The organism is Paenibacillus vandeheii, from assembly GCF_030433635.1.
GTDB lineage: Bacteria > Bacillota > Bacilli > Paenibacillales > Paenibacillaceae > Paenibacillus > Paenibacillus vandeheii.
Window position 1 is genome coordinate 402,808 of sequence record NZ_JAROCD010000007.1, and the last position, 26,999, is coordinate 429,806.

At 48.3% G+C, this 26,999-nt stretch carries 24 protein-coding genes; 11 read left to right on the forward strand and 13 right to left on the reverse strand.

The genetic code is table 11. The annotated features are described in order from the left end of the window. Positions 1–192 precede the first annotated feature (192 nt). On the forward strand, positions 193–603 hold the full coding sequence (locus tag P5G61_RS16505) for a sensory rhodopsin transducer (protein ID WP_435874194.1): 411 nt from the start codon (positions 193–195) through the stop codon (positions 601–603). 72 nt (positions 604–675) lie between these two features. On the opposite strand, the gene P5G61_RS16510 is transcribed toward P5G61_RS16505, so the two are convergent. The 5 genes from P5G61_RS16510 to P5G61_RS16530 form a co-directional block, all read right to left on the reverse strand. After that, positions 676–1,833: a Ger(x)C family spore germination protein gene (locus P5G61_RS16510; protein WP_301247511.1), complete on the reverse strand. Its 1,158-nt coding sequence runs from the start codon at positions 1,831–1,833 to the stop codon at positions 676–678. Then, positions 1,830–3,299 carry a spore germination protein gene (locus P5G61_RS16515; RefSeq protein ID WP_301247512.1) on the reverse strand — a complete coding sequence of 490 codons (1,470 nt, stop codon included), beginning with the start codon at positions 3,297–3,299 and terminating at the stop codon, positions 1,830–1,832. The genes P5G61_RS16510 and P5G61_RS16515 overlap by 4 nt, the downstream gene beginning before the upstream one ends. Beyond that, positions 3,280–4,386, reverse strand: a complete 1,107-nt coding sequence (locus P5G61_RS16520; RefSeq protein WP_301247513.1) for a GerAB/ArcD/ProY family transporter — start codon at positions 4,384–4,386, stop codon at positions 3,280–3,282. The genes P5G61_RS16515 and P5G61_RS16520 overlap by 20 nt, the downstream gene beginning before the upstream one ends. A gap of 68 nt (positions 4,387–4,454) precedes the next feature. Beyond that, on the reverse strand, positions 4,455–4,634 hold the full coding sequence (locus P5G61_RS16525; RefSeq protein ID WP_301247514.1) for a tryptophanyl-tRNA synthetase: 180 nt from the start codon (positions 4,632–4,634) through the stop codon (positions 4,455–4,457). A 131-nt stretch (positions 4,635–4,765) separates the two neighbouring features. Continuing rightward, positions 4,766–5,704 (reverse strand): DMT family transporter, encoded by a 939-nt coding sequence (locus P5G61_RS16530; protein ID WP_301247515.1) that lies wholly within the window; start codon positions 5,702–5,704, stop codon positions 4,766–4,768. A 176-nt stretch (positions 5,705–5,880) separates the two neighbouring features. On the opposite strand from P5G61_RS16530, the gene P5G61_RS16535 reads away from it, so the two are divergent. Further along, positions 5,881–7,275: an aminotransferase-like domain-containing protein gene (locus P5G61_RS16535; RefSeq protein WP_301247516.1), complete on the forward strand. Its 1,395-nt coding sequence runs from the start codon at positions 5,881–5,883 to the stop codon at positions 7,273–7,275. 94 nt (positions 7,276–7,369) lie between these two features. Here P5G61_RS16535 and P5G61_RS16540 read toward each other — a convergent pair whose 3' ends face one another. Beyond that, the gene (locus P5G61_RS16540) at positions 7,370–8,689 is read right to left on the reverse strand and encodes a glutamate-1-semialdehyde 2,1-aminomutase (protein ID WP_301247517.1); all 1,320 of its coding nucleotides are present in this window, start codon (positions 8,687–8,689) and stop codon (positions 7,370–7,372) included. Positions 8,690–8,770: 81 nt separating this feature from the next. Then, entirely contained in the window at positions 8,771–9,814 is a 1,044-nt protein-coding gene (locus P5G61_RS16545; protein WP_301247518.1) for an LCP family protein, read from the reverse strand. 205 nt (positions 9,815–10,019) lie between these two features. On the opposite strand from P5G61_RS16545, the gene P5G61_RS16550 reads away from it, so the two are divergent. Genes P5G61_RS16550 through bcp form a run of 4 tightly spaced genes read left to right on the forward strand, consistent with a single transcriptional unit; the run spans position 10,020 to position 13,161 of the window. Beyond that, positions 10,020–11,066, forward strand: a complete 1,047-nt coding sequence (locus P5G61_RS16550; protein ID WP_301247519.1) for an ABC transporter ATP-binding protein — start codon at positions 10,020–10,022, stop codon at positions 11,064–11,066. 1 nt (position 11,067) lies between these two features. After that, positions 11,068–11,862, forward strand: a complete 795-nt coding sequence (locus tag P5G61_RS16555; RefSeq protein ID WP_024630763.1) for an ABC transporter permease — start codon at positions 11,068–11,070, stop codon at positions 11,860–11,862. A 4-nt stretch (positions 11,863–11,866) separates the two neighbouring features. Further along, the gene (locus P5G61_RS16560; protein ID WP_301247520.1) at positions 11,867–12,652 is read left to right on the forward strand and encodes an ABC transporter permease; all 786 of its coding nucleotides are present in this window, start codon (positions 11,867–11,869) and stop codon (positions 12,650–12,652) included. A gap of 44 nt (positions 12,653–12,696) precedes the next feature. Continuing rightward, positions 12,697–13,161, forward strand: a complete 465-nt coding sequence (gene bcp / locus P5G61_RS16565) for a thioredoxin-dependent thiol peroxidase (RefSeq protein WP_301247521.1) — start codon at positions 12,697–12,699, stop codon at positions 13,159–13,161. Positions 13,162–13,255: 94 nt separating this feature from the next. Here bcp and P5G61_RS16570 read toward each other — a convergent pair whose 3' ends face one another. From P5G61_RS16570 to P5G61_RS16590, 5 genes are read right to left on the reverse strand one after another with little or no spacing between them, the layout of a single operon-like run. Then, positions 13,256–14,383: a GerAB/ArcD/ProY family transporter gene (locus P5G61_RS16570; protein ID WP_301247522.1), complete on the reverse strand. Its 1,128-nt coding sequence runs from the start codon at positions 14,381–14,383 to the stop codon at positions 13,256–13,258. A 50-nt stretch (positions 14,384–14,433) separates the two neighbouring features. Further along, positions 14,434–15,540: a GerAB/ArcD/ProY family transporter gene (locus P5G61_RS16575; RefSeq protein WP_301247523.1), complete on the reverse strand. Its 1,107-nt coding sequence runs from the start codon at positions 15,538–15,540 to the stop codon at positions 14,434–14,436. A gap of 19 nt (positions 15,541–15,559) precedes the next feature. Next, positions 15,560–15,796 carry a hypothetical protein gene (locus P5G61_RS16580; RefSeq protein WP_301247524.1) on the reverse strand — a complete coding sequence of 79 codons (237 nt, stop codon included), beginning with the start codon at positions 15,794–15,796 and terminating at the stop codon, positions 15,560–15,562. Between the two features lie 6 nt (positions 15,797–15,802). Beyond that, positions 15,803–17,005 carry a Ger(x)C family spore germination protein gene (locus P5G61_RS16585; protein ID WP_301247525.1) on the reverse strand — a complete coding sequence of 401 codons (1,203 nt, stop codon included), beginning with the start codon at positions 17,003–17,005 and terminating at the stop codon, positions 15,803–15,805. A gap of 18 nt (positions 17,006–17,023) precedes the next feature. Next, on the reverse strand, positions 17,024–18,535 hold the full coding sequence (locus P5G61_RS16590; protein WP_079345139.1) for a spore germination protein: 1,512 nt from the start codon (positions 18,533–18,535) through the stop codon (positions 17,024–17,026). 174 nt (positions 18,536–18,709) lie between these two features. On the opposite strand from P5G61_RS16590, the gene P5G61_RS16595 reads away from it, so the two are divergent. After that, positions 18,710–20,017 (forward strand): MFS transporter, encoded by a 1,308-nt coding sequence (locus P5G61_RS16595; RefSeq protein ID WP_301247526.1) that lies wholly within the window; start codon positions 18,710–18,712, stop codon positions 20,015–20,017. Between the two features lie 77 nt (positions 20,018–20,094). Here P5G61_RS16595 and P5G61_RS16600 read toward each other — a convergent pair whose 3' ends face one another. After that, entirely contained in the window at positions 20,095–20,739 is a 645-nt protein-coding gene (locus P5G61_RS16600; RefSeq protein WP_301247527.1) for a DedA family protein, read from the reverse strand. 245 nt (positions 20,740–20,984) lie between these two features. Here P5G61_RS16600 and P5G61_RS16605 point away from each other — a divergent pair, with 245 nt between their 5' ends. The 4 genes from P5G61_RS16605 to P5G61_RS16620 all read left to right on the forward strand — a co-directional run bounded on the left by P5G61_RS16605 (position 20,985) and on the right by P5G61_RS16620 (position 26,919). Further along, complete coding sequence (locus P5G61_RS16605) at positions 20,985–22,253, forward strand: polysaccharide deacetylase family protein (protein WP_301247528.1); 1,269 nt, start codon at positions 20,985–20,987, stop codon at positions 22,251–22,253. A gap of 103 nt (positions 22,254–22,356) precedes the next feature. Next, positions 22,357–23,346: an AAA family ATPase gene (locus P5G61_RS16610; protein ID WP_301247529.1), complete on the forward strand. Its 990-nt coding sequence runs from the start codon at positions 22,357–22,359 to the stop codon at positions 23,344–23,346. Beyond that, positions 23,343–24,569, forward strand: coding sequence for a DUF58 domain-containing protein (locus P5G61_RS16615; protein ID WP_301247530.1), 1,227 nt, complete (start codon positions 23,343–23,345; stop codon positions 24,567–24,569). Before P5G61_RS16610 ends, P5G61_RS16615 begins: the two co-directional genes overlap by 4 nt. Next, positions 24,556–26,919 (forward strand): DUF4129 domain-containing transglutaminase family protein, encoded by a 2,364-nt coding sequence (locus P5G61_RS16620; RefSeq protein WP_301247531.1) that lies wholly within the window; start codon positions 24,556–24,558, stop codon positions 26,917–26,919. Before P5G61_RS16615 ends, P5G61_RS16620 begins: the two co-directional genes overlap by 14 nt. Positions 26,920–26,999 lie beyond the last annotated feature (80 nt).

Genomic DNA, 26,999 nt, shown 5'->3' on the forward strand with positions numbered 1-26,999 from the left:
GAAGGAGGGCGGAATCGGAGCAGAGGGAGCGAAGCGTCCGCCTTTGGAGCGGGATTTCCCCTACTGAGGGGGAATGAAAAAGAAATCCCGAGTCAACAGCGGCCCGAAGCCCGATCCGCCCACCGAAGCGCCCGCACCGCGAGCCTCCCGCGTGTTTAATCTAATTATTGCATTAGCAAAGGAGGAAATTCATTGACACAGGATCAGACGAACACTTCAGCTCATAAAATATCTTCCGCAGCGACAGGTCACACCTACTGGGTGATTCCCGATGGTTACATTCCGCCGGACAGTTCGGGCTCACTGGAGAGTCATGAGAGCATCTGTGTATTAAATACAGGCATCGTGGATGCACGGCTGCAAATAACGATTTACTTCGAAGACAGGGAACCGCTCGAAGACATTGTGGCTGAGGTGCCTGCGCGGAGAACAAAGCATATCCGGACTGCGTTGCTGAGATCGGGTGAACAACTTATTCCTCCAGGAGTACCCTATGCGATTACGGTCTCCAGCAATGTTCCTGTTATCATTCAGTACAGTCGTCTGGACACAACTCAGCCTGAACTGGCACTCATGAGTGTTATGGCATTTCCTTTGGGATAACCTGTGAATTATGAAAAGCAAAGACGACCAGGAAGCTTGCATGAACTGCAGGCTGCTGATCGTCTTTTTATGCTACTCATCGTATTTATACGTACTGGCATTGAGGATTTTTACATGAACTTCCACCTTTCCGAGTTTAAACCGGTCAAGTGGATTAGCCCGTTGATATACCTCCTGTCTCCATAGGGGGAGGTCATGGCGATAGAGGTGTTCTACCAAACCGTAGGAATCAATCTTGCGTGATTTGGTTTTTTCAAACGTATCGCGGATTTCGGACTCAATCTGTTTCTCCGCCTCCTTTTCCATGGCATGGGGAGACTGGTGAGAGTCATGATCCTCGATGATAGCGCTTTTAACCGAAGTAACCAGATCAAAGGTAACACCATTTCCCTCTTTCCTCGCCTGAATCTTGGTCTTCGGGTTATTAAGCCTAAGCGTCAGATTCGGAGTTTTACTCCCGTTCCTGTATACATACAACGGATATTGATAGACGTGGTCATAATTCACGAATCGTGTACCATTAGCTTCCTTGCCCGTCACCTTGCCTTGATTTTTACCGATTGAAATGACATAAAACCCATCCATTCTAATCAGCGGGGGAGCTTTATCCCCGTTAAACCAGGTCTGGTTCTGATTGGTGATGGAAGGTAAAAGAATCACTGAAGCAGGCTCCCGAAATCCGTCAAGGAGTTGATGAAGCCGGATGGGTTCATAACTGGAATGTTGCTTATACAGCTTCATCGGTTCAAACAGCTCGATAGTCTGGGCGGATTGATTCAGCAGGGCAGAGGGAGAGAGTACATCTGTAATGTTACGCTCTGTACCGTAGAGCCATGGGGTATATCTCAGTTGACCTGAATGTAACAGGGTATTGAAGACATCCTCCAGCCGTCCATTCAACACATTTTTGGATAAGACAATCGCTTTTACATGGGTCCACAGCGTTTGTTGCTGAGAAGTTTGATATAAGTCATCAATAGCCATACTCAGTGTTGTACCCTCACCCCGGCCTATCCAGATTTCACTTGCTTCCCTTGAAGTTGGTCCATCCTGCTTGGCAATACTGGAGAAATCAATGAGTTGTGCGTAAGCAATGTAGTGGTTGTCCACATAGTCTATCCCTACAGCCGTGATAAAGTTAATACTCTGAACCTCTTTTGAATCCCAGCATCCAGTCAGCAGGATGAAGCAGCTTATAAACAAGCTAACTTTAGCCATCCATCTTGTCACGAGCGTTTCCTCCGGCGAGTGGAATCCTGCGTATGAAGTACGGCTGGGCGCTTGGTCCGTTTCATGGAAGGAGGCATGGATACAGCTTGGGTGAAGTCGCCGGGAATATAAGGAGAGACGGGTGACAGGTACGAGACGCCATAACACTCCAAGGATACGAGGTGCACCAGCAGAGCGAATAGTCCAAGCATGAAACCGAATAATCCAAGCGTGGAAGAAATGATAAGCATCCCAATCCGGACTTGGGCAGTAGCTCCACTGAGCACGGTATTCACCAAAATATAGCTGGAGATAACCGAGATAGCCACCGTGACAATGATCGTGGGGGACGTGATTCCTGCCCGAATAGCAGCATCTCCGATAATAAGTCCACCTACCACGCTGACGGTCTGTCCCAAGGCACGTGGGAGTCGGCGGCCTGCTTCATTAAATAGCTCGAACATAAATATCATTAAAAATACTTCCAGCGTCACTGGCATGGGTAGACCCATCCGGGTACCCGAAATGGTTGCGAGCAGAGGCAAGGGGACCTGCTCCACATTGAAACTGGTCAGGCCGATATAGAAGGCAGGAAAGAAGCAGGCAATCAGTAATCCGGAAATGCGCAAAATTCGCTCAAAAGTAACAATGAAAAAAGGGGTGCTTTCATCTTCCGGCGATTTTAACTGATTGAATAGAGTGGTTGGAGCGATAACGGCTACCGGTGAACCTTCAATTAGAACAGCAAAGCGCCCATTTAAAAGGGAGTCCACGACATAATCCGGTCGCTCCGTATTATCCGTGAGCGGGAAGATGCTGCGAATTCCGCCCATAATCGCACGTTCCATAACGGAGGTACCGAGAATGCCATCGATCTCAATTTTATCGAGATTTTGACGGGCTTCTTCCAGAATATCCGGGTTAATAATGTCCTTGACATACAACAGACCAATAGAGGTCTGGGTTCGACCGCCTTTAACATATTTCTCATAACACATGGAAGAGGTTTTCATTCGTTTGCGAACGAGGCCGATATTTACGGACAGCTCCTCAGTGAACCCATCCCGGGGCCCTTTAATCGATGACTCGATCGCGGATTCCTCAGGGTTTCTCCCAGGGATATTCGCGATATCCAGACTGCAGGACTGATCACCATTTCCGAAAATAAGCAGTAATTGTCCGCTAAAAATCAACAGGTTTAAGTTCTCTACATCTGTGAGATCATGCACCGGATTCAATGTTAATCCCAACTCTTTGGGGTGTGCTTCTTCTATGAACAGAGAATGCCGTTCCAGCCGTGGGATAATAAACTGATTGATTTGTTTGCCGTCGACCAGACCGTCGCAGTAGAGCATGATCACTGACATATCGGTTGTGTCTTTGGCGGGAAAAGTCTGAATAACAACATCTGCGCAGGGATTGAACTGCTCTTCGAAAGAGGCAAGCAGTGTTTCATGGGACGTGGTGTCAATCGTTTGGTGCTCCATGATGTTTCCTCCTCTGATGGCGTGAACTGATGTATGCAACTGCTGTTGCAACCACCGCTAGTCCGCTCAGGTACATGAGATTGAACGGGAATATGTATTGGACAAGCAGCCTTTCGAATGTCATATCATCCAGAGGATACAGCATGGAAAGAATAAATAAGACGCCAAGAGTGGCACAAGTTAGGATCCTTCTGGAGGCGCTCTTAATATTCCAAATCTCTACCACAATATACATGGCCAGACTAATTCGGGTAAAAGAACCGGCGAGCCACTGGTAGATGGAAAAAAAATCGGTCTGGGCAATATATTTGCCCAAGGAGGCAATCCGCCATTGTTCAAAGGCGGGATATCGCATTTTGGCAGCTTCAAAAGGGTCGAATTCCACGATAGCCCCAATGAGTGGGCCAAGTGTCAGCCCAAGAATAATGAGCGCGAGCATGAGGTACTGCCATACACGTATCTGCTTAGATAGGTGGGGCTGTATGTACCAGATGAACAGCAGCTCAAACATGCCTGAAAGGCTGTAGACCGAGCCATGGAGCACGGGACGCCAGCCCTTTTCAAGTACCGGCAGCAGACGGCTGAAATCCTTGTATTGTGTATTAACGATAGCGACATAGAAGCCAAGCAGTACAACCAGGGGCAGGATTAATCCTGCTGCAAATGCCAGAGAGCGTATCCCTTTATAGGCCGCATAGGCACAGAGAGACATCAGGGCAATACTTGTAACCAATATGGGCGTCTCTGTCAGGTAATTGGTTTTGGCCCAAGTGGTGGTATCATGCAGAGTGAAGTAGATTACAGACAGAAAAAAGAGGCTGTTTACCACCCGAAACAGCAGGCCGAGGGGCTTGCCAAGATGGGAAGTCAGCCATTCATGCAGGGTTTGGTGCTGGAGAAAACGAGAGACATAGGCAAGCATTAGAGCGAATAAAAGATAAGGACCTGCAGACAACAGAACGGATATCCATGCATCTCTTTTGGCCGTAGACAAGAGGGCAGGGATAATCAGGACGTGGCTGATCAGGCCGACAGATAACATTATTAACATCATAGCTTGCAAAAAAGAAGGCTGTGTTGGTTTCATGCTGAGGGGACCTCTTTCCCAATGGACTGTTCTCAGCAGTGTTAACGTGATCAAGCCTTCTCATACCGTCAGTCGAAATAACGTATCCCCATAGCTTCACGAACCTCAAGCATTGTCTCACGGGCAGCCTGACGGGCCTGACGTGTGCCTTCCACGAGGATTTCCTTCACTTCATGCCCACGTTGTTCATAGTAATGTCGCCGTTCACGTAAAGGGGAGAGCAGCTCGTTAATTGCGGTGCCTGCCACCTTTTGCAATCCTTGAAACAGTTTTAGGTATATAAATAAAAAAGCCTCGTCCTTCATCCTGTTTCCCAGACGACGGGAACAGAATAGAAGGACGAAGCTGATAATGTCCGTTTACAATTTTTCACATTGTATCACGCTTTAATCTGATTGACCAGCCCACGTTTTCTTCCGCTCATATTGGTGCCAAGTACACCGGCAATGATCAGCAAGGCACCGACGAAGTGGTATCCGTGGACTGGTTCATGTAATATCCAGGCTCCGCCAGCAATCGAAATAAGTGTGGACAGATTACTGAATACACTCATTTTGGAAGCTTCGAGGTGAGTCAGGGCATAGCTTGCGAGCAGTGTGGAAAACATGGTGGAGAGGATGGCCAGATAAGCCAGTGCTCCCAAGTAAGAAGCATCTCCGAGTGGCTTCACATAATCCATCATGGTTCCGCTTGATACATGACGGATCAGGGATGCAGCGTTGAAGACAAGGAAACCAACCAATAGGGTGACCCAGGTCAATTCCATCGGTTTATATTTCTGCGCCAAGGGTCTTGCCAATACTCCATACCCTGCAAAACATACCGTGGAGAGCAGCAATAAAGCAATACCTTTAAAATTGCCTGCCGACATCCCGCTTCCTTTCATCAGGAAAATAAAAACTACACCAGCCACGGACAGCAGCAGGAACAGTTTTTGCAGGATAGATGTCCGTTCCTTGAGAAAGATAGAGGCCAGCACCAGTGTGAACACGGGGGCCATGGCCTGAATAATGCCTGCTTCCGATGAGTTGGACGAGACGAGTCCGAATGCCTGAAAGGCAAAAAATAAAACTGGAGAGAGCAGTCCTAACGGAATGATACGCCACAGATCACGAAGGGTTAGCTTGATCTTGATCCATCCGAAAATGACAGGAATGCTGACTACGAGTAATGACAAAGCAAAGCGATGTGCCAGTACATCGATCGGATGCGCAACAGTCACTGTCATTTTGACAAACAAAAAGGATAAGCCAATGATGGCTGCATATAAAACAGCTGCTACATATGCGTATGTTCTAGTCTGAGTATTGTTGTTCATAGGGTTTCCTCCAATAATACGGATTTCTTTTCTATTAACAGCTCGCATATGTTGCTGCGTTCGCTGTCTGGCCTTATTCAATATACTGCCAGACCAATAGTGGTACAATAGATAAAAACGTTTACTGTACCGATACAATTAAGGTAAGAGTGAAGTCGGAGGAGAGGCGAAATCCAATGAGAAAATACGAAATGATCGCCGAATCGCTAAAGCAATGGATACAGGAACAATTGCGGCAGCAAAACCACGGACAATGGCAGGACAAAGGAATCAAACTGCCGGCGGTGCGTGTTCTGGCTGAGCAATATCAATGCAGTGTGAGTACAGCCATACGTGCATATGAGTGGTTGGAGGAGCGACATCTGGTCTACGCGGTGCCTCAGTCCGGGTATTATGCGGTACAAAATGGAGCCGAAGTGGAGGATGGAGAGTGGCAGGGGCCGCTGGATTTTGCCTCCGCCGCCCCTGATCCGCGAGTATTTCCTTATTCGGATTTTCGCCATTGTGTAGATCAGGCGATGGAGACGAAACAGGCAGACTTGTTTTTGTACGGAACAGAGAGGGGATTGCCTTCATTGATTGAATTGTTGCAGAAGCAATTCGCCGATTATCAGGTATTTGCCCGGAAGGAGCAGTTCTTTATTACGTCAGGGGTACAGCAGGCCCTTGCTGTGCTGGCGCTAATGCCTTTTCCGAATGGGAAAAAGCAGGTGATGCTGGAACTGCCGGGTTATCATAATATGCCTTCGCTTCTGAAAGGGCTGAATATATCGATTGCAGGTGTAAGACGCTCTCTGGATGGCCTGGATTGGGACGCACTCGAACGACAGTTTCGCGAAGGAGATATCAAATTTTTTTATGTCATGCCGCGTTTTCATAACCCGATTGGCACTTCTTTGACGGCAGCAGAGAAGAAGAGATTGATTCGGCTGGCGCAGCGTTACGATGTCTATCTGGTAGAGGATGATTACTTGGCTGATCTGGAAGAGAATACGAAGCAGGACCCGTTATGGTCGTATGATACGGAAGGGCGAGTCATATATCTGAAAAGTTACTCCAAAATCCTGTTTCCCGGCCTGCGGATTGGCGTGGCTATTCTGCCTGCAAATCTCACTGCATCGTTTAGCACATACAAAAAAATGCTCGACATTGACACTGCGGTGCTGTCCCAGGCTGCGCTTGAGGTCTACATCCGTAACGGGATGTTTGCTCACCATGGTAAAGTCATCCGCAGCCGCTATGCTGCCCGGATGAACAAATTGTATCAACAGCTTAATGCTTTCCCGGACTTTGCTCCATTTGCACAGGCGCCGCGTACAGGCGGGGAGCATACGGTTCTTCCACTGCCTCAGGATATGCCTCTCAGGGTCTTGCTGTCTCGTTTGGATCAACGGGGAGTTATTGCCGATACAACAGAACGATATTATCCGGAAGGTGCACAGGAGATACTTCAGGAAAAAATGCTGCGGTTAAACATATCCAATGTACCGAAGCAGCGGATCAAGGAAGGGATGCGGATTATCCGTGAGGAGATAGCGAAACTGCAAAAGGCGTCCACACAAGCGGAATAATCGCTTGTGGGACGCCTTATTTCATGTGATACATTTCTATGATGCTTGCAAAAGTGCTTGCTCTGGTGCGATGTGAGAATGGTTAGATAACCGATTACTCTTGAGCCATAGCTTTGAATGAAGCTTCAGCGGCTTCCAATGTTTCTTGAACATCCTTGTCCGTATGTGCTGTGGTCAGGAACCAGGCTTCATATTTCGAAGGAGCCAGATTAATGCCACGATTCAGCATATGACGGAAGAAAGAAGCGAACAGTTCACCATCGGTATCCTGGGCTTGATCGTAGTTCGTAACCGGATGGTCACAGAAGTGGGTGGAGAAGGCACCACGAATTCGGTTGATGGTTAAAGCAATGCCATGCCGATCTGCAGAAGCCTGAAGGCCTGCTGTCAGGTCGATAGCTAGACGCTCCATCTCAGCATATACACCTTCGCCTTGCAGAACTTCAAGACAAGCGATACCGGCAGAGATAGACGCAGGGTTACCAGCCATCGTTCCGGCTTGATAGGCTGGGCCGAGTGGAGCAACCTGCTCCATAACCTGTTTGCGACCACCGTAAGCACCGATCGGCAGACCGCCGCCAATGATTTTGCCAAGTGCCGTCAGATCCGGTTCAATCTCGGCATGGTTGTCTAGTCCCGCGTACGTCTGTGTAGAGCCGTAGTGGAAACGGAAGGCTGTAATTACCTCGTCATAAATGACCAGAGAGCCGTTATCCCGAGTCATGGCACAGAGTCCTTCGAGGAAGCCTGGCTCTGGCATAACCATCCCGAAATTGCCCACAATCGGTTCAACCATGACCGCAGCGACATCATCGCCCCAGCGCTCGAGAGCCGCTTTTAGGCTATCCAGATCGTTGAAGGGTACTGTGATAACTTCTTGCGCGATGCTCGTGGGAATGCCGGCACTATCCGGAATACCCAGCGTGGAAGGCCCCGAACCTGCTGCCACAAGGACCAGGTCGGAGTGACCGTGGTAACATCCGGCAAATTTCACAATCTTGTTACGTTTGGTATAGGCACGTGCAACCCGGATCGTGGTCATGACCGCTTCTGTACCGGAGTTTACAAAACGAACCTTGTCCATGGAAGGAATGGCCTCTTTCAGCATTTTGGCGAGCTGGATCTCCAGCTCCGTAGGTGTACCGTACAGGACACCATTCGCTGCTGCTTCAGTAATGGCCTTGGTTATATGGGGGTGAGCATGTCCTGTAACAATCGGGCCGTATGCCGCGAGGTAATCGATATATCGGTTGTCATCGACATCCCAGAAGTGCGCGCCTTGCGCCTTTTTCATAAATACAGGTGCACCGCCGCCTACAGCTTTGAACGAGCGGGAGGGACTGTTTACACCTCCTACAATATGTTGAAGGGCTTCTTCGTATAAAATTTCGGAACGGGTACGTGATGGATTCATTAGATAACTTCCTTTCATATTAGATAAACAAAACACAGCGAGAGGGCAGCATATGGGCTGCCCTCTGCGTGTTACACTTCTTTACTGTGCGGGTTGCTTGGTATCTAGCTCGTCACCACTTGCCGTTTTGTCTTCGGCTCCGGTAGAACTGCCTTCTTCTTGAGCAGGAGGATGAATGATATCTTGAATGTATTGCTTAAGTTTTTCTTCATTGGTTACCGAAAGCACCTCAGCTCCGCCTGGTGTACGCTCTTCCTTGAGCATTTTCATTGGCGGAATTTGCTCGCTGCCGTTCATGCTGCTCTGATATCCGAGTCCGCCCAGCTTCCACATGTCGGAGAGGGTCAGATTGGTATCTACATAAGGATTGACTTCTTCCAGAATGGAAGGCAGCTTGGCAATTGTTGTCGTTGACTGCATTTTCGCTGCTACAGCTTTGAGGAATTCACGCTGCCGCTCAGAGCGGGCATAATCCGACATGGCATCATGACGGAAACGAACGTACATGAGAGCTGTATTGCCATCCAAATGCTGATAGCCTTTTTTCAGATCAATATCGTATTCATTATTGTCCGCTTTACTTGTATAATGCATGTCCTTCTCTACGTCAAAATCCACACCGCCAACAGCATCCACCAATTTGATGAATCCCTGGAAATCGGTGTACACATAATACTGGATAGGGATACCCAGCAGGTCTCCTGCAGCTTTCATTGCCACGTTGGGGCCATGGGTGATGGCAGTATTGATTCGTTCCTTGCCGTACCCGTCAATATTGACGTATGTGTCGCGCAGAATGGAGAATAAATTGATTTTTTTGGTGAGTGGGTCAAGCGAAACGACCATCATGCTGTCAGAACGGGGAACTTCCCCCTTCTCCAGCCCGCGGGCATCGACACCCATAACGAGAATATTGACCGTTTCGGTGCCTTCCCATTTTGGAGGGTCCGGTGTACTTACTTTTTCAACATTTTCGATACCGGCAAACGGCGATTTGTCGCCTTCCTTTTGCAAGCCATTCAACTGATTGAGAATAGAACCGAAATAAAATGCCGCAGCGCCTCCAACAATCAGCACGAAGGCGGCAAGAGAAATCCAAATGGTTCTCTTCGTCTTTCTGGTCATGCTAGCTCTCCTTTGTATTCAAAATAAATGAAGATGAGTCCAATTTGATCTAGCCCGGGCTTTCCGTACACGACATTTCTGTGAGATGCAACAGAGGACGCGGCCTCAGACTATTTTTTTAAAGCTTGCTGAATTTTGACTGATACTATTATAATTTCTTTTTGGGCTACAAGCAATTTCAACAAAATCCAAGTGAGGTATAATCATGCTGGCGATTGATGTCAAAGATTTGCGCAAGTCGTTTAGCGTCCAGAAAAGCCGAGGAGGGCTCAAGGGCGCATTCCAAGACCTGTTTGCACGTCAATACCAGGAGGTATTGGCTGTAAATGATATTTCATTTCAGATTCCGCAGGGCGAAATATGCGGATATATTGGGGAGAACGGTGCCGGTAAATCAACAACGATCAAGATGTTGACCGGCATTTTGGTGCCTACTTCAGGGCAGATATCGGTTGGTGGATATGTTCCGTATCAGGAACGTGAGAAGTTTGTACAGAATATTGGTGTCGTATTTGGTCAACGCAGCCAACTATGGTGGGATATCGGTGTCATTGAGTCCTTCCATCTGCTGCGCAAGGTGTATCGTGTAGGTGAGGTCGATTTTCGCAAACGTCTGGATGAACTGGTTGAGCGATTACAGCTTCAGGATCTGCTGAATCGTCCGGTTCGTAAGCTCAGTCTTGGACAGCGTATGCGCTGTGAACTGGTCGCTGCACTGCTGCACAATCCGGATATTGTTTTCCTGGATGAGCCAACCATTGGTCTGGATATTGTCGTGAAATCGGAAATTCGTGAATTCCTGAAAGACATGAACAAGGAACACGGAACAACCATTTTGCTGACGACCCATGATCTGCAGGACATCGAAGCGTTATGCTCAAGAGTTATTATGCTCGATGCAGGCAATATCATTTATGATGGCGGTTTGGATCATCTGAAGTCCCAGTGGGGCAAGGAACGGGAAATCCGATTCAAGTTCGGCACGGGTCACACCATGGAGCAAATGCTGGAATGGACTGCTGCACTGCCTGTTCGCTGGACGGTGGAGAATGAACTGTCCGCATCGGTCTGGATTCCACTTGAACTCAATGTGTCGGATGTGCTTGGGCGTATTGTTGGACAGGCAGATATTACCGATATTCAGATTATTGAGATTAACACGGATGAGATCGTGCGCAGTATTTACCAATCCGGTTCCGCTGAGCGTCCCGAGATTGTGGGAGCCGGGAACGGAACGGTGGGTGTATCCTAAGATGAATAGTGCATTTTTTGATTTTATGCGCATCCGGTTCCTGACGATGCTTGCATACCGGGTGAATTATTATTCCGGCATTTTGATATATACGCTGAATATCGGCGTGTATTACTTTACCTGGCAAGCCATTTACGGCAGTAGTGGTGAACTGGGCGGTTTTACGGCAGCTCAGATGACGACTTATGTGGCGGTATCGTGGATGGCGCGTGCGTTTTATTTTAACAACCTGGACCGGGAAATAGCCACAGACATTCGGGATGGCTCCATTGCCATTCAATTTATAAGACCGATCAATTATGTCATGGTCAAAATGATGCAGGGTCTGGGTGAAGGGATTTTCCGTTTCCTGCTGCTCATGATTCCGGGAATGCTCATTGCCATTCTGTTGTTCCCGGTTGAACTGCCCACGGCGCCGTCCGCGTGGATTGGTTTTCTGGTCATGCTGTTCTTCAGTTTCCTTATTAACTCCCAGATTAATGTCATTACGGGACTGGCCGCATTCTTTGTGGAAAACAATGAGGGCATGATGCGCATGAAACGCGTCGTGGTTGATCTGTTCTCCGGTCTGATCATTCCAATCAGCCTCTATCCGGGCTGGATGTCCGCAGTGATGAAAGTATTGCCTTTTCAGGCCATTACCTATCTGCCCGGCTCCGTCTTCACCGGAAGAGTGGAAGGCACTGGCATCTGGAGTGTACTCGGCATTCAGGTGTTCTGGTTTGTCATACTGCTCATTCCGATGATGCTGATCTGGCGTCAGGCGCGCAAGCGTCTGTTCGTGCAAGGAGGGTAATGCGATGTACTATATAGGTTTGATCTGGGAATATTTGAAGAACTATATGAAAACTAGACTCACGTACCGTGCCGACTTCTGGGTGGAAATCCTTTCAGATCTGTTGTTCCAGGCAACGAACCTGATCTTTATCTTTGTCGTCTTCCGACATACGGATAATTTGGGCGGCTGGAGTGAGAGTGAAGTCCTTTTTGTCTATGGATATTTTATGGTGCCTTACGGCATCTTCAGTTGCTTTATCAATCTGTGGGGGTTCAGTGAACGGTATATTGTCAAAGGTGAGATGGATCGCATATTGACTCGGCCTGCCCATAACCTGTTCCAGATTTTACTTGAAAATGTGGACCCGCCCGCTCTCGTTGGTTCGTTTATTGGCCTAATCATTATGGGCATTAGTGGTGCGGAGATGGGGCTTGGACTGGAGTGGTGGCATATTCCCGCCCTTATTATTCTTGCTCTGAGTTCCGTGTTAATCTATGCAGGAATCTATATCACGTTAACGTCATTGTCTTTCTATTCGGACGCGCCTACAGGCATCCTGCCATTAATGTACAACATTCAGGGGTATGGACGTTATCCGGTAACCATCTATAACCGTGCAATTCAGGTTCTGTTAACGTGGGTCATTCCTTTTGCCTTTGTGGGCATTTATCCCGCAGCCCTGTTCCTGGAACGAACGGAAATGCATCGTATGGCGATGCTGACACCTGTGATGGGGTTAGCGTTTGGTTCCATGGGCCTTCTGCTCTGGAATTATGGCGTGAAGAAGTATCGCGGAGCAGGATCATAACGGAACCACTTTTTACGAAAGCATAGACGAAAGGAGGAAATGAGATGACATTAACCGAAGGAAAGTTGGCACCAGACTTCGAGCTTCCGTCCAGTACGGGGGAGACGGTGAAGCTCTCGGATTATCGCGGACAGCGGGTGCTGATTTATTTTTACCCCAAGGATATGACTTCTTCCTGTACGCAGCAGGCATGTGATTTCCGTGATCATCATGAGGAGTTTGAGGGGTTAAATACAGTTATTCTGGGGATTAGTGTTGATCCGATGAAGCAGCACGATAAATTCATTGCCAAATACGGCTTGCCATTCATCTTGCTGTCAGACGAAGAGCATCAGGTTGCCGAGCAATACGGCGTATGGCAGCTCAAAAAGATGTATGGCAAGGAATATATGGGGATGGTACGTTCCACTTTTCTGATTGATGAAGAGGGTGTCCTGCTGAAGTTGTGGTTGAAGGTACGAGTCAAAGGGCATATTGAGGCAGCTTTGGAGGCTTTGCAGCAGTTGTAGTAAAGTAAATTCTAATCCGTGTTCTCTCTATACAAAAAAATATTCACTTTAAATAAAGGCTGTGTTCGCGGTTATACCGTGAAGCACAGCTTTTTTATGTGGGCAAGCGTTCTGGATGGTTCTGATTTTTAGTGTTCTTGCCAAAGCGAATGCGATGAACAAGCAGTAACAACAGAGGAATAATAAAACTGCAAGTAATGTCCCAATCGACCCAGGCAGGCATAATGGTTTCAATATAAAAAATGACATTGGGAGAAATCAGGATGGACAATGCAAACATGAGCAAGGATGAAGGGAAAATGAGTGGTTTGTATGTTTTTAACCGAAACAACTGAGCTAGTCCGATAACAAAAGCAAACATGTACAGAAGGCTTTTAAAATAGGTTGCAATTAACCAGGAAGTAGCCATGAAGGCTTCAATACGCTCAAAAAAGTTACCCACATTAATTTTTTGAGACAGGGTGTAGGAAATGAAAATGTTATGCTGGGTCATAAAAGGTCCTACAACCATAAGGGAAAACAGTAACAGCACACATAGTAGCAGGCCTCCGCAGAAAGTGGCAAGCAACAGATCTCGTTTAACGTGTGGCCCTGACGTCACATAAGGAAGAATCATCGTAAGTACGATCAGTTCCCCGAAGGAGGTAAATGCTCCGCGAATAACGGTTTCAACCAAATGGACCCAGCTGCTGCTCAGGAATGGTCGCAGATGTGAAGCGTCTATTTTGGGCAGCAGCCCCACGAACAGGAGAGCCATAAAGACAACAACAATAGGAGTCAAAAGTTCACTCGTTGCCCCCATGGTTTGCAATCCTTTCATTAAGCCCCAGATTAGCGCACACAAGAGCATAATTAAAATGACTCGGATGGGGGTTTCTAGGTAGATTTGAGTCGTCATGAAGTCTCCAACCTCACGGATACAGATGGCAGCGCCAATGGCGAAATAGAACAGGTAACCAGCAGACAAGATCGATCCAATCCATGGGCCAAGCAATTTCTGGCAAATCTCAATTAAAGAGAGTTCAGGGTAGGTTTGGTGTAGCTTGTAAAAGATCCAAATGATAAATAGACCGATAGGCTGACTGAGGAAAGAACATATCCATGCATCCTGTTTGCCCAAGGTTGTGACCAATGAAGGATAGATCAGAATCATATCCCCAACCATGACAAGAAAGGTAAGCACTGCAAATTGCCGAATGGTTATTTTTTCTCTGATTGGCATGGGGTCAACACTCCTTGATTAATCGACATAGTTGGTTCATGAGCAATCTGTTATCCGGATGACTTGCTTTTCCAGCGCTTTTTGAACCAATGCACCAACAGTAACAGCCCTGGCAAAAGGATACTCAATGTGGTATCCCAGTCTATCCAGTAAGGAACGACAGTAATGACGATGAAGGTCAAATTGGGCGAGACCAGATTGGCAAGGCCGAATATCAGTAATGATACAGGCAGAATGAGTATTCGGTACTGCTTGAGCTTAAACAGTTCGGCGCATCCAACGGTAAATGCGTACATATATACCATTGCTTTTACATATGTAGAGATAAGCCAGGAAGAAGCCATAATCGCTTCAATACGCTCAAAAAAACCACCGATATTAATCTTCTGGGATAAGGTATATGAAGCATAGATGTTGTGCTGTGTAAGGAACGCACCTAGAACAAGCAGAGAGATGGTAACCAATATAGCCAGCAACAAGTTGCCAAGTCCTGCCGCAACAAGGACATCCCGAGTTCGATGTGCTTGTTTTAGCGTGTAGGGAATGATCATCATAATGGGGATTAGTTCACCTACCGGATATATGATACTTATGAGAATACCTTGCAAAATGGGAACGGCGCGGACGCCCGTTGCAGGTTTCACATTGCTGGGATCAACCTGGGGTAGCAGACAGAATGCAAGCACGAGAATAAACACGATAAGGATGGGCATCAGTAATTCGCTGCTGCGCCCCATCGTTTCGAGGCCATGATATAATCCCCATCCAATCGTAATGACAAACATCAGAATAATGACGCGAATCGGGGTGTATTGAAAGATTTGGGAGGTGAGGAAATCCCCGACCTCTCGGGTATGCGTTGAGGCACCTATTATAAAAAAGAACAGGTAAAATACGGATACAACACTGCCTGGCCAGAATCCAAGAATGCTCCGAAAAATCTGTATCAGATTTTCATCCGGATAAAGACTGGACAGCTTTAAAAACATGAACAGGAGGGCCATTCCCAATGGAACCCCGATAAGAGCACATATCCAGGCATCTTGTTTGGCATAGGAAGTGATGACCGAAGGGTAGATCAGCATCATATCCCCGACCACCATCATAAAAATGAGGAAGGACAATTGTCGTGTTCCGATGCGGCCCTGCTCAAGCATAGAGTCCCTCTCCTTTTTCCTAAGTTCCAGTCAAGTGTGCCAAAAATTGATTTACAGGTTCATACATCCATATGATGAGATAGAGTGGACTCGGTAACTCCCACAGGTTGGCCGCGAAGATGCTTAGAACAGTAGCCAAGATCAGCAAGACACTGTAAACAGCGGTTTCTTTCCATTCCTTGCGACGTATGAGCCCAGGCAGATCGAACCACCCAATGAGCCCTGCGATTACAATGACACTAAGTGTAAGTAACACCCTGTCTCACTCCCTAATTTGATCTTTGAACGAATTATCTAATGTACCTACACGTTTGATTTGCACATTGACATCGTAATGCACATCCAGATCTTCCAAATAACTATCCCAATCCTTCTCCACTTTTTTGAAGAACTTGGGATCGGCGTGATAGACCTCTTCCCCGAATCCGAAAATATCGACATGAAACTTGCGCTGGACCGATTTGATGGATTTTTGCATTATTTCTACAAGCCTTTCCTCACTATCCCGTTCCAGTTCCTTAAGTACTTTCATTGAACCGATTTTGATTCCGCACTCCACTGCGCCTACAGATGATACATTTTTGATTTTGATGTCGATTACAGGTCGTCCATTCACCACTTTCGCTTTCCGTTTGGTTGTGGTGCGGAGTGCTTTGAGCGTTACATATCCATCTTTGCGACAAGCCAGATGGCTGATGGTGGATACAACATTATTTCGAATATAGTTATATCCCTTGGATTCATCCTCCGTTAGCCAACCAACCAATTTGTCTCCCTTGAATACAGACAATCCGGTTGAATTTAGGTTTGCGGGAGACTTGATTGTCGCAATATTAGCTTGACTGCCGCTTTTATCCGCGTTTCCAACAACCTCTACCCCGGTAATGACAGGTTGTATTCCGGGAGCCAAAATATATTCCATTAATTGATCCCCCGTTACGGTCGTTGTAGGTGACCAGGTCTTGGTGGAGACATCCAATGAATTGAACATCTTCTCGGCAGGTAAGTTTTCAAGAGGCGTCAACACGTCGAGCACTTTGGAAGCCGTTGTATTTCGTGCAACCATGACGTAATAATCAGGACGAACCGTAGGCTCGCGCATTAATGCTTCTGTGATATCATATATGCCCACTTTGCGGGCATACTCCTCGCCAATGACCATCACGCGGATATGTGCCATGAATATACGGCGGGGGCTTGATTCCGTTAACTTTTGAATGGCTTCAAACAAGGTAGGCGCAGAAGCCTGATACTGAGTCACTGGCGTTCCTTTACCGCCCCCTGACTTGGAGGATACTTCATTGGGAACAACAACCTGGGCACTCACCTTGATCATGTCTCCATCCTTGTCCACACCAAGACCCAGCATGATGCCAAGTTCATTGAGTTCCTGTCGATCCCAGCATCCGGTAAGGAGAGGGAGCAGAACGGCAAAAGATAGAATCAATTGTAGGCATTTGTTCATACACGTTCTCCTTACCGATTATCGCTTCGTTTTTTTGTTTGCCTGTCTGGTTACGTTCGGAGTTCCGGTAGAGATCGGACGGGTTTTCATCCGGGACCAAGGCACGCGGAAAATGGTATCTTTGAGGTCTTTCCCGATATAAGGTGCAAACGGGGACATATAAGACACACCAAAGGATCTTAAACTGCATAGATGGGTTACCGTAATCAGCAGAACCATCAGAATCCCGTAGAAACCAAAGGCGGCAGCTAGAATCATCAGGACAAAACGCAGAATCCGTACAGAGATGGAAAGTCCATTTTCCGGAATAACATAACTGGATATCGCTGTAATGGATACGATAATAACCATGGCAGCCGATACAACGCCCGCATCTACTGCGGCCTGACCAATAACAAGGGTACCCACAATGGAAACGGCCTGACCGACGGTCTTCGGAATCCGGATACCGGCTTCCCGCAAAATTTCATAGGTCAGCTCCATTAAGATGGCTTCAATGAATGCCGGGAATGGAACACCTTCACGCTGAGCTGCCAGACTAATGAGCAGGTTGGTAGGCAGCATTTCCTGATGAAAGGTAGTGATAGCAATATAAAAGGATGGAGCGAGCAGCGCGATAAAGAAAGCCAGATAACGGATTAGTCGAATCAACGAACTGATGTCGGCACGTTGGTAGTAGTCTTCGGGAGACTGAAAGAAATGAACAAACAGGGCAGGGACAAGCAGTACGAAAGGAGTTCCGTCTATAATGATCGCTACCCGACCTTCAAGCAGTGCAGCACATACGCTGTCTGGTCGCTCACTGTTATAAACTGTAGGGAAGATCGTACCTGTTTTGTCCTGTATGAGTTCCTCGATATATCCGCTTTCCAGAATAGCGTCAATATCAATCTCATCCAGTCTGCGCCGCAGTTCTTTTACAACCTCTTGATCAACGATATGCTCCAGATATACCACTGCTACCCTGGTGTTCGTGACTCGGCCAAGCTCCCTTTCCTCAATCCACAGATGGGGGTCTCGAATTCGTTTGCGAATTAAGCCTGTATTTGTACGTAAGTTTTCATTGAAGCCTTCCATGGGCCCACGAACAACGGTCTGGGAGATCGGTTCACCGACGGGACGGTCTTCCCAGCCTGCTGCTGCAATTTTCAGGCCCCGAGTGGAGCCTTCTAGGAGCACAACGGCAAAGCCCGCCAGAAGGGCATCAAGAATGTCTTTCATCTCATCAATTAATAACACGTTGCTGGCCGCTAGCACGTCATTCTGGAGATAGACCAGATGCTCATTATCCTCCGAAAACTCAGGTATCTCACGGGTTTGTAACAAGGATTCCAGGATGGAACGATTGATAATCTGCACATCCACCATTCCATCGATGTACAACATGACAGAAGGCCATTTTTGCAAACATTGCAGTGGGCGCACCATCAAGTCTTTGCTATTCCCCATCACTTGGTTGCAGTAATCTATATTATCCGTAAGATTCGGAGATATCGTCTGATCCTGACTGCTCTGCGATGCTGTACTCATTCCTTCACCCCTTATACACCCTATATTTGCAAATTAGTATGACCTGGATGAATCAGGATTATCACAAATGTCTTATTGATTATCCCGCAGAATAAAAAAGAACATTGTCAATCCTTTATTATTAGCATAATATCTAATTAGATATAAATCTAATTTTAGAGAAGAGGGTTGTTCATGTTGTTCAGATCTTCCGTATTACTTCTGCTACAAAAAGAATCCGAGTACCGCAAGTTCTTTGTCGCGGGATTAGTGAACGGCATAGGTGACCGTTTCTGTCAGGTCGCCATGCTTTCGCTAATTCTCAGTACAACAGGATCTGGAGTTGCCATAGGACTAGCCCTTGGTCTGCGTGTGCTTCCATTTCTGCTGCTCGCCCCGGTAGGAGGCATGTTAACCATGCGCTTCTCACGGCGAAAGATTATGCTGCTTACTAATCTGATAAGGGTGCCTCTTGCTCTGAGTTATTTGCTCGTGAACAGTGCAGATGATATGTGGATTCTATATACAGCGAGTACTTTACTAGCGTGTGGTGAGGCTCTCTATGCGCCTGTCCGGAAATCGGGAATACCGTTGCTTGTTCAACCGGAGCATTTGCTCAAAATTAACGGACTCGAACAGGTAATGAACGGTTCCGTGCTGATTGTAGGTGCCTTTCTTGGGGGAATCACATCTTCCGTGATTGGTCCACAAGCTGCGTTTCTTACGAATGCCTTATGCTTTCTTATAGCAGCAGGGTTAATACGCAACGTATCTTTTCCGCCTAAGGTTGAGACTGAACCAAGTGAGAGTACTTCTGGAAGGGGAAATGGTTCTGGAGGTGCTGTTTCTGGAAATTCTGTGATCGCTCGTAACTCCATTGCAGCGCCTATTTTCTTGGTTATATGGCGGTTGGTTCGGTCCTCTGTAGCCTTACAGATTATCATCCTGTTTGAGTTGTGGGTACCGGTCATAAATGGGATCGACAATGTATTGATTAGCGTATATGCCATTGAAGTATTTGGCCTTGGGGATTGGGGTGTAGGTCTGTTCTATTCGGCGCTAGGTATAGGGCTGGTATTAAGCAACTGGTGCGCTCGTTATTTTCAGCAATGGTTACTCCCGGGAGTAGTAATGTGTCTACTCGTAGAAGGGGGATTACTTATGCTGCTTAGTATGGCTACTCTGCCTGTGATTGCAGTTCTGATCTATATTCTGCTGGCCCTTATGTCGGGGGTAGGTAATGCTTGTCTGGATACACTGTTAATGGGAGAAACACCTGAGAAATACCGAGGACTTATCTATGGCTTGGTGACGGCATGCAGTAGTAGCATGCTGGGGTTATCCATGTTTGGTGCGGGTTTATTATTGGAAGTAGTTGAGCCCCGTAAGCTTGGTTTCGCAGGAGGTTTGGGTTTTGCAGCAATTGCTTTTTTGCTTACGGCTTATGGATGGTTAAGGGCACGTGAAACTTTTAACATTAGGCGCACAACCAAAAGAATATGAAAAAAAGGAGCCGCGAGAAGCAGCTCCATACTAATAACAGAAAGTATAACCGGGAGGTATGGCTGCACCCTCACCGTTTACTTTTGTCTTTGCCGAACAGCAGCAGGCTTGCGCAGCGATCGGGCTACCCACGCTTTTCGATAACGGTACAGTACGGCTGCAATTAACAGCAGTCCAATACCTGCGACAATGTAAGCTGTATATTGATGGGCAAGCTGGAACACAGCGTTCCATTGGGGACCGAATATTTTACCTATGCCCAGAAACAGCAACACCCAGAACAATGCGCCTGAATAGGCATAGAGAGCGAATTTGCGAAAGGGAACAGCGGCTATACCCGCAAAATATCCGGTGAAATGCCTCACTCCCGGAATGAAATAACCGATGAAAATGAGGGCATTGCCGTACTTGGCAAACCACTTTTGCGTTTTATCCAGCTTGTCCGGTTTCATTAGAAACCATTTTCCATATCGCGTAATGAACGGCAGACCTGCTTTGGCACCAATAAAATACGTGATCGTCATGCCAATCGTCGTTCCCAGGAAAGCGAGGATGGCAAGTATTCCGAAGTCCAGATGACCCTTGTAGGACAGATATCCTGCATAAGCCATGGTCGTTTCTCCCGGGAAGGGAAGGGCAATGAATTCAAGCAATAAGCCAAAAAATAAAACGCTGTATCCGTAGGATCCAAACAGATGCTGGACCTTCTCAATCCATTCCAATAGACTTCACTCTCCTGCAGACAGGGTGGGAGGAGATACTTACTCTCCAAGGAGTTTTGTTCATGATCCTACCTGTCCATTATGCTACCTAATCCGAAGCGAAGAATCAATCACGGGCCATCCCAAATTGTGAAAAATTATAAAACAAAATCGCGTCTTTTTTCAGCGCGTCCTCCATATAATTCTAACAAATCTGCTGAAGTCTATCAGCAAATTCACTAGAGACGTTGGAGGTTGATTCGTTCATGGTAACACCAATACATACATTTTTATCTGGAAAATGGTCTGTGCTTGTTCTTCGCATTGTGGTACTGCTAAGTGTATTTGCTGCATATGCAGGCACAACTTACGCATCTTCTGCTTCGGGCTCTGCTGCGCCCGCCTCCAAAGAAGAGCATTCCCAAGACAAAGTAGTCTATTTGAGTTTTGACGATGGACCGGGTAACCATACCCGTGAAGTATTGGATATTTTACGCAAGGAGCAGGTTCTGGCTACATTCTTTGTGCTTGGTGAGCAGGCAGAACGTTATCCTGAGATGATCCGTGCGGTTGTGGAAGATGGACATGCGTTGGGCAATCATACGTTTAATCATAATTATGAACAGCTGTACAGTGATTTCAAAGTGTTCTGGAAGCAGATCAAACAAACAGAGGAAGTCGTAAATCGAATTACCGGATTGCGTCCGAATCTGGTACGGGCACCAGGCGGTACGTATGGACATTTTGACCAGAGTTATTTTGATCTGATGAAATTGGGCGGGTACACCGTTATGGACTGGAACGTTGACAGTGGTGATTCCAAACGCAAGGGTGTTCCCGCTAAAGAAATTTTGCGCAATGCTACCAAGTTGCCTGCCGGGGCACGTTCGCTCATTGTGTTGATGCATGATGGAGGCGCTCATGCTGAGACGGTAAAAGCACTTCCTGGCATTATCAAGTACTACCGCGATCAAGGTTTTCGTTTTGACACGATGAAAGCCTCGGATCAGCCTGTTCAATTCCGCATCGATTCCAATGGGAAATACAAGTCACGCAAGGCTCCGGGGACGGAGTGGATTGCAGAACATGTACAGGAGAACAGCAATCTGTGGTTGGCAGGCAAGGAACTGAAGGTAGAGATTGGCTTCACAGCGGCCACATTGAAGCAAGGAGAGTTTCGTGTTGAAGATCAGCGGATCATGGTGCCTTTGCGGACCTTTATGAAAAAGTTCGGTGGCAGCGCTCGCTGGAATGCAGATACTCGGACAGCTACAGCCGTATGGAAAGACCGAATCATCCATGCAGACAGCATCAGCGGAGAACTGACAACGAAAAGCGCAAAATTGATCCATGATAGGACAACAGAGGCAGTTGTGCAGAGCCAGGGAGGAACAACCTGGGTTCCGCTACGGGATTTAATGGAGCATATGGGAACAGATATTGATTCACTGAAGGCGAATGAAAAGGAATGGATTGTTAAAGCCAGCGTACCTCTGGCATCGGCGACCAGCATGTATATGGATAAATTGATCTGAATAAAGTCGCTCGTGCAGGACTATTCTCTCTACTTCCGGGCAACACTGAATCATAGATTAGTATGTTTCAGAAATGCCGATGGATGGAAGGAGATCAGGAGAAATGTCTTATATCCGAATGGAACATGAGCATGCTGTTGAATTGCTGAATAGAGTTATGAAGCGAGTGGAAAGTGTGATTATTGGCAAGAAACAAGAGATTCGATATGTGCTGACTGCAATGCTTAGTGGAGGGCATGTACTTCTGGAAGATGTACCGGGTACAGGCAAAACAATGCTGGTTCGCGCTGTCGCTTCTGCACTGGATTGCTCTATGGGACGAATTCAGTTCACGTCGGACGTGATGCCGGCGGATGTGACAGGTACGTCGATGTATCATCCACATACGGGAGAATTCAAATTTCGTCCAGGACCCGTCATGTCCAATATTGTTCTGGCGGATGAAATCAATCGGGCTTCCCCCCGCACCCAGTCTGCACTACTGGAAGCGATGGAGGAACGACGCATTACGGTGGATGGCACAACCTATGCTTTGCCACGCCCGTTCTTTTTGCTGGCGACACAGAATCCGTTGCAGTTTGAGGGCACCTATCGTCTGCCTGAAGCGCAGCTGGATCGATTTATCATGAAGATTGGACTGGGATACCCTGAGCCCGAGCAGGAAGTCGAACTGTTAACTAGGATGCAAAGCAGAGAACTGCTTGATGAACTTCGTCCTGTCATGCTTGCTGAAGAAGTCGTAGCCATGCAGCGTGAAGTGAAGCATGTACATGTTGACCCTGTGGTCAAACAGTATCTGGTTGCTGTCGCCGTGGCCTCCAGAAGTCATCCGGCGGTAAGACTGGGCATTAGCCCGCGAGGCACATTGGCCTGGATGGCTGCTGCACAATCGTTTGCTTATCTCCAAGGTCGCAGCTATGTCATTCCCGATGATGTGAAAGAGATGGCTGTCCCGGTCCTTTCCCACCGTGTTCAGTTAAAGGCCCAGAACAGAGCGGAAGTCTGGGGGCAGACGCAGGTGATTCAGGAAGTTCTGACAGCGGTCCCTGTACCTGTACAGATGGCGGCACAGGGAAGGGGACGGCGTCAATGAGTGCGCTGGGTCAACGGATGTTGGGTGCTGTCTTGGTGGTGGCTTTTGCCTCTTTCTATGTATGGCATGGCGGCAAAGCCGCGCTTTTTCTGTCCATGATCGCGACCTTGATGCTCGTAAGCGCACTGAGTATCCATTTTTTCGGTCCGCGCAATATTAACATTCGGCGGCAAATGCATGCGAATCGGGTTGTGGCAGGTGAAAGAACGACGGTAGCGGTGGAACTAAAATTCGACTGTCCGATTCCACTGTTATGGATCATTCTGTGTGAGAATACACCTGCTGGCGTACACCGTAAATTACTTTTCCCCGGAACCCGTCGCCAGTTTACGTATCATTATGAATTATCGGGTTTGCGCAGAGGTGTGTACAGATGGGAATCAGGGAAATTGTATTGGGGTGATATTTTCGGATGGAACACGGCCTCTGCAGAGACGGTGAATCATACCCCGCTAATTGTTGTACCTCAAGCAATGGAATGGGGCGAGAGTGCTCCCGGAGAATGCTCAGCCATAGGTGAAGATGCGCTGTCTGAACGAAGAAGCAGTCAGGGAAATCGAAGTCCTGAGTTCCGGGAATACCAGCAAGGAGATCCTCTGGGGCGTGTTCATTGGAAAAGCACAGCCAAAACGGGTCGGCTTCAGACTTTTTTGCCTGAATCCTCAGATTCTGCCTCGCTGGGTATCCTTATGTATGAAGGTGCATCAGGTTATGAAGTAAAGCAGTCAGAAAAGAAAGATACGCCTGCTTTTGAACATGCGGTCCGTGCAGCTGCTCGTTGGATTTATACCGCTGAACGGGATAACATACCTTATCAGCTGTGGACAGAAGGCGGTGGGTCAGGATCTGCCCACCAGGAGAAATGGCAACAAGAACTCTTGTATTCACCTGAAAGCCAGGAACTGGACAAACTGGCACAGGCACGAATTTCAACGACTCTATCTATAACTCCGTCGCTTCGTACAGAGATGTTGGATAGAATGGCGATCGGGTCACGAATTGTGGTTCTCACCGGAAGAATGGATGACGCTCTGGTGGACTGGGTAATGTGTGCAACCGGGTTGGGGTACAGGGTAGATGTTCAACTGACCGATCAAACCCATCGTGACGTGGGCAATGAAAGTCTGGAACAGCTTCGTCAAAGAGGAGTACAGATCCATTGGATCACAGACGGCTCATTACCTTCATTTAGAAAGGCGGAGGTAACGGATGTGGGAGCATAATGGAAACCTTCAAGCGAATTCCACAGTAGCTGAAAAGGGGCGTACCGCCAGTTTGGGATTAGAGTCTGTGCAATCCATATATAAAGCTGAAACGAGGACATCTGGAGTAGATCTGAGGAGTAATGGTCAAAGTTCGGAGCCTCTCCTTTACAGAATCGGTATTTCTGCCATTTTGCTTATATTGTCCCTGGAGTGGATCTATCCTATAACGTCAACGGGTCAGCAGGGCAGTGAACGATTCTTGTCCGTAATGGCAGGATTAACAGGGGCCTTGCTTCTCATGGGGTTGCTTCGTACGGGCTGGATCACGGGAATACTAATCAGGCTCTGCATTGCGCTAGCTGCATTATGCTGCATGTATGGAGGTAATGGCCCTGCCGGATGGGCAACGACATACCCGGCCACTTTTTCGGCAGATATGGGCAGCTTCTTGAGTACCTGGCGTTTTCACTCCATTAGTGTGGAGACAAGAGGTCTGCTCATGATGTGCGGCTGGAGCATGCTAATGGCTTCTGTGCAGTCGCTTGTACTGCTGCGACGAAGTGTGATGCTGTTTGGCAGTGCAACATTGGTCTATTTGCTGCTGCTTGAATCCTTTGCCGGGCTGGATGTATATGCTACGGTAGTACGTTCTGTGCTGTGGATTCTACTCATTCAGGCCATGCTGCAGCTGCTTCGTCTTAATGGCGGGGTCACGACTCCGATCTTTAGGAACAGTCCTTACGGCCGTTGGTGTACAGTAACACTTACGGTGTCGGCAGGTATGGTACTTTGCTCAGCGATTCCTGGTCAGCTTGCTTCCCTTCCTCCGCCGGAACGGATATCCCTTGAGCAGATGGGTGAGCGGCTGGCCCGCTGGGCAGGCTATACACAGCACGGAAGTATTCCTGCCGCATCCGCTGTCACAGGATATAGTACAGCGGATGCACCAATGGGGGCACCTTTGGTACAGGGAGACATGATTTTTTTTACGGCGAAAAGTCCGGAAGCTACGTATTGGCGGGGCGAGACCCGTTCATATTATAACGGAAGCACCTGGAGCGATCCGGTGCAAAGCTTTGCGACGGCAAGTCCATCCGGATTGGTGCGTACCGATGGTTGGGAGTATCCAGCCTATTGGCAGCGTATTCGTCAAACGGTGACGATGAAGCGAGAATGGCGAGGACCCAATCCCCTGTTTACAGGCGGAACGCCGCTCAATCTTTCGTTCCAGGATAAGAACAGTGATCTTCAGAAGAACAAACGTTTACTTCTGTCGAATGAAGATTCAGCAACGTTATGGCTCGCGGGTACCTATGACGATCAGCCGGTCAAAAGTTATACGGCAGATGTGATGATTTCTGTTGCAACACCTGAACAACTACGCCTTCTAGAGAAGACGTCCACAATGAAGGATCCAGCTGCAGTTCGCAGAACGTATCTGCAACTACCGACGTCGCTTCCCGGGCGTGTACAGGCTCTTGCCAAGGAAATCATTCGGGGCAGCGAAACCCGTTATGATGCTGTACAAGCCGTGAAGAATTACTTAGCTGAACACGCCGAATATACGCTGGATACCCGTATGCCACCGCGAGGAACTGATTTTGTGGACGATTTTCTGTTCGTCACACGGCAGGGATATTGCAATCATTTCTCAACAGCCATGATTGTACTGCTGCGTGCAGAGGGCATCCCGGCCCGCTGGGTTAAGGGTTTTGGACCGGGTGAAGCAGACCCGGACGACTCCGGGCAATACATCGTTACTCAGGGAGATGCACACTCCTGGGTTGAAGTGTATTTCCCCGGCGCGGGCTGGATGCCCTTCGAGGCTACGCCTGGCTTCACCATGACTCAGGGTGAAGGCCAAGACGCTGCTGCGCTTAGCGCGCAGCAGCCCGTTGCCGTAACCCCGCCGCAGACAGACGGCGGGGTGGCTCACGCGGGCGCATGGCTGCTCGCCCGCGCACGGGCCATTGCCGCGCACCCATGGCCCGCGGCAGCCCTTGCGGCAGCGGCGCTGCTGTGCGCCGCCGGGGCCGTGCGCATGCGGCGGCTTCGCCCCGCGCTGCGCCTAAGGCTGCTGCTGGCGTGGCCGCGCAGCAGCTTTCCGGACCGCGAGCGGCTGCTTAGCGCCGCCGCTCCGGTCTGGGCCGCGCTCGCGCGCCGTTACGGCCCGCGGCCGCCGGGAATGACGCTGCGTGAATATGCAGCGTCACCCCCTGTGGCCGCAGGCAAGGATGGCGCGGACATCGCGCGGTTTGCAGCCGACTGGGAACGGCTGCTGTACGGGCCGGACCGTCCGCTGCGCGCGGACAGTCTGGATTTCCTGCGCCGGGCACTTCATCTGGCCCGGCGTATGCAGGCGCTGTAACACGAAGTACAGCGCAGCGCTATACATAGACGCCTTTCTCGCCCTATAAGCGAACGAGGCGTCTTTCCGCGAGCATACAC

Coding starts and splice junctions, on each gene's coding strand:
- P5G61_RS16515 (WP_301247512.1), bottom strand. CDS start 3,299: ATGGAGCACCAAACGATTGACACCACGTCCCATGAAACACTGCTTGCC.
- P5G61_RS16520 (WP_301247513.1), bottom strand. CDS start 4,386: ATGAAACCAACACAGCCTTCTTTTTTGCAAGCTATGATGTTAATAATG.
- P5G61_RS16530 (WP_301247515.1), bottom strand. CDS start 5,704: ATGAACAACAATACTCAGACTAGAACATACGCATATGTAGCAGCTGTT.
- P5G61_RS16535 (WP_301247516.1), top strand. CDS start 5,881: ATGAGAAAATACGAAATGATCGCCGAATCGCTAAAGCAATGGATACAG.
- P5G61_RS16540 (WP_301247517.1), bottom strand. CDS start 8,689: ATGAATCCATCACGTACCCGTTCCGAAATTTTATACGAAGAAGCCCTT.
- P5G61_RS16545 (WP_301247518.1), bottom strand. CDS start 9,814: ATGACCAGAAAGACGAAGAGAACCATTTGGATTTCTCTTGCCGCCTTC.
- P5G61_RS16550 (WP_301247519.1), top strand. CDS start 10,020: ATGCTGGCGATTGATGTCAAAGATTTGCGCAAGTCGTTTAGCGTCCAG.
- P5G61_RS16555 (WP_024630763.1), top strand. CDS start 11,068: ATGAATAGTGCATTTTTTGATTTTATGCGCATCCGGTTCCTGACGATG.
- P5G61_RS16560 (WP_301247520.1), top strand. CDS start 11,867: ATGTACTATATAGGTTTGATCTGGGAATATTTGAAGAACTATATGAAA.
- bcp (WP_301247521.1), top strand. CDS start 12,697: ATGACATTAACCGAAGGAAAGTTGGCACCAGACTTCGAGCTTCCGTCC.
- P5G61_RS16570 (WP_301247522.1), bottom strand. CDS start 14,383: ATGCCAATCAGAGAAAAAATAACCATTCGGCAATTTGCAGTGCTTACC.
- P5G61_RS16575 (WP_301247523.1), bottom strand. CDS start 15,540: ATGCTTGAGCAGGGCCGCATCGGAACACGACAATTGTCCTTCCTCATT.
- P5G61_RS16585 (WP_301247525.1), bottom strand. CDS start 17,005: ATGAACAAATGCCTACAATTGATTCTATCTTTTGCCGTTCTGCTCCCT.
- P5G61_RS16590 (WP_079345139.1), bottom strand. CDS start 18,535: ATGAGTACAGCATCGCAGAGCAGTCAGGATCAGACGATATCTCCGAAT.
- P5G61_RS16595 (WP_301247526.1), top strand. CDS start 18,710: ATGTTGTTCAGATCTTCCGTATTACTTCTGCTACAAAAAGAATCCGAG.
- P5G61_RS16605 (WP_301247528.1), top strand. CDS start 20,985: ATGGTAACACCAATACATACATTTTTATCTGGAAAATGGTCTGTGCTT.
- P5G61_RS16610 (WP_301247529.1), top strand. CDS start 22,357: ATGTCTTATATCCGAATGGAACATGAGCATGCTGTTGAATTGCTGAAT.
- P5G61_RS16615 (WP_301247530.1), top strand. CDS start 23,343: ATGAGTGCGCTGGGTCAACGGATGTTGGGTGCTGTCTTGGTGGTGGCT.
- P5G61_RS16620 (WP_301247531.1), top strand. CDS start 24,556: ATGTGGGAGCATAATGGAAACCTTCAAGCGAATTCCACAGTAGCTGAA.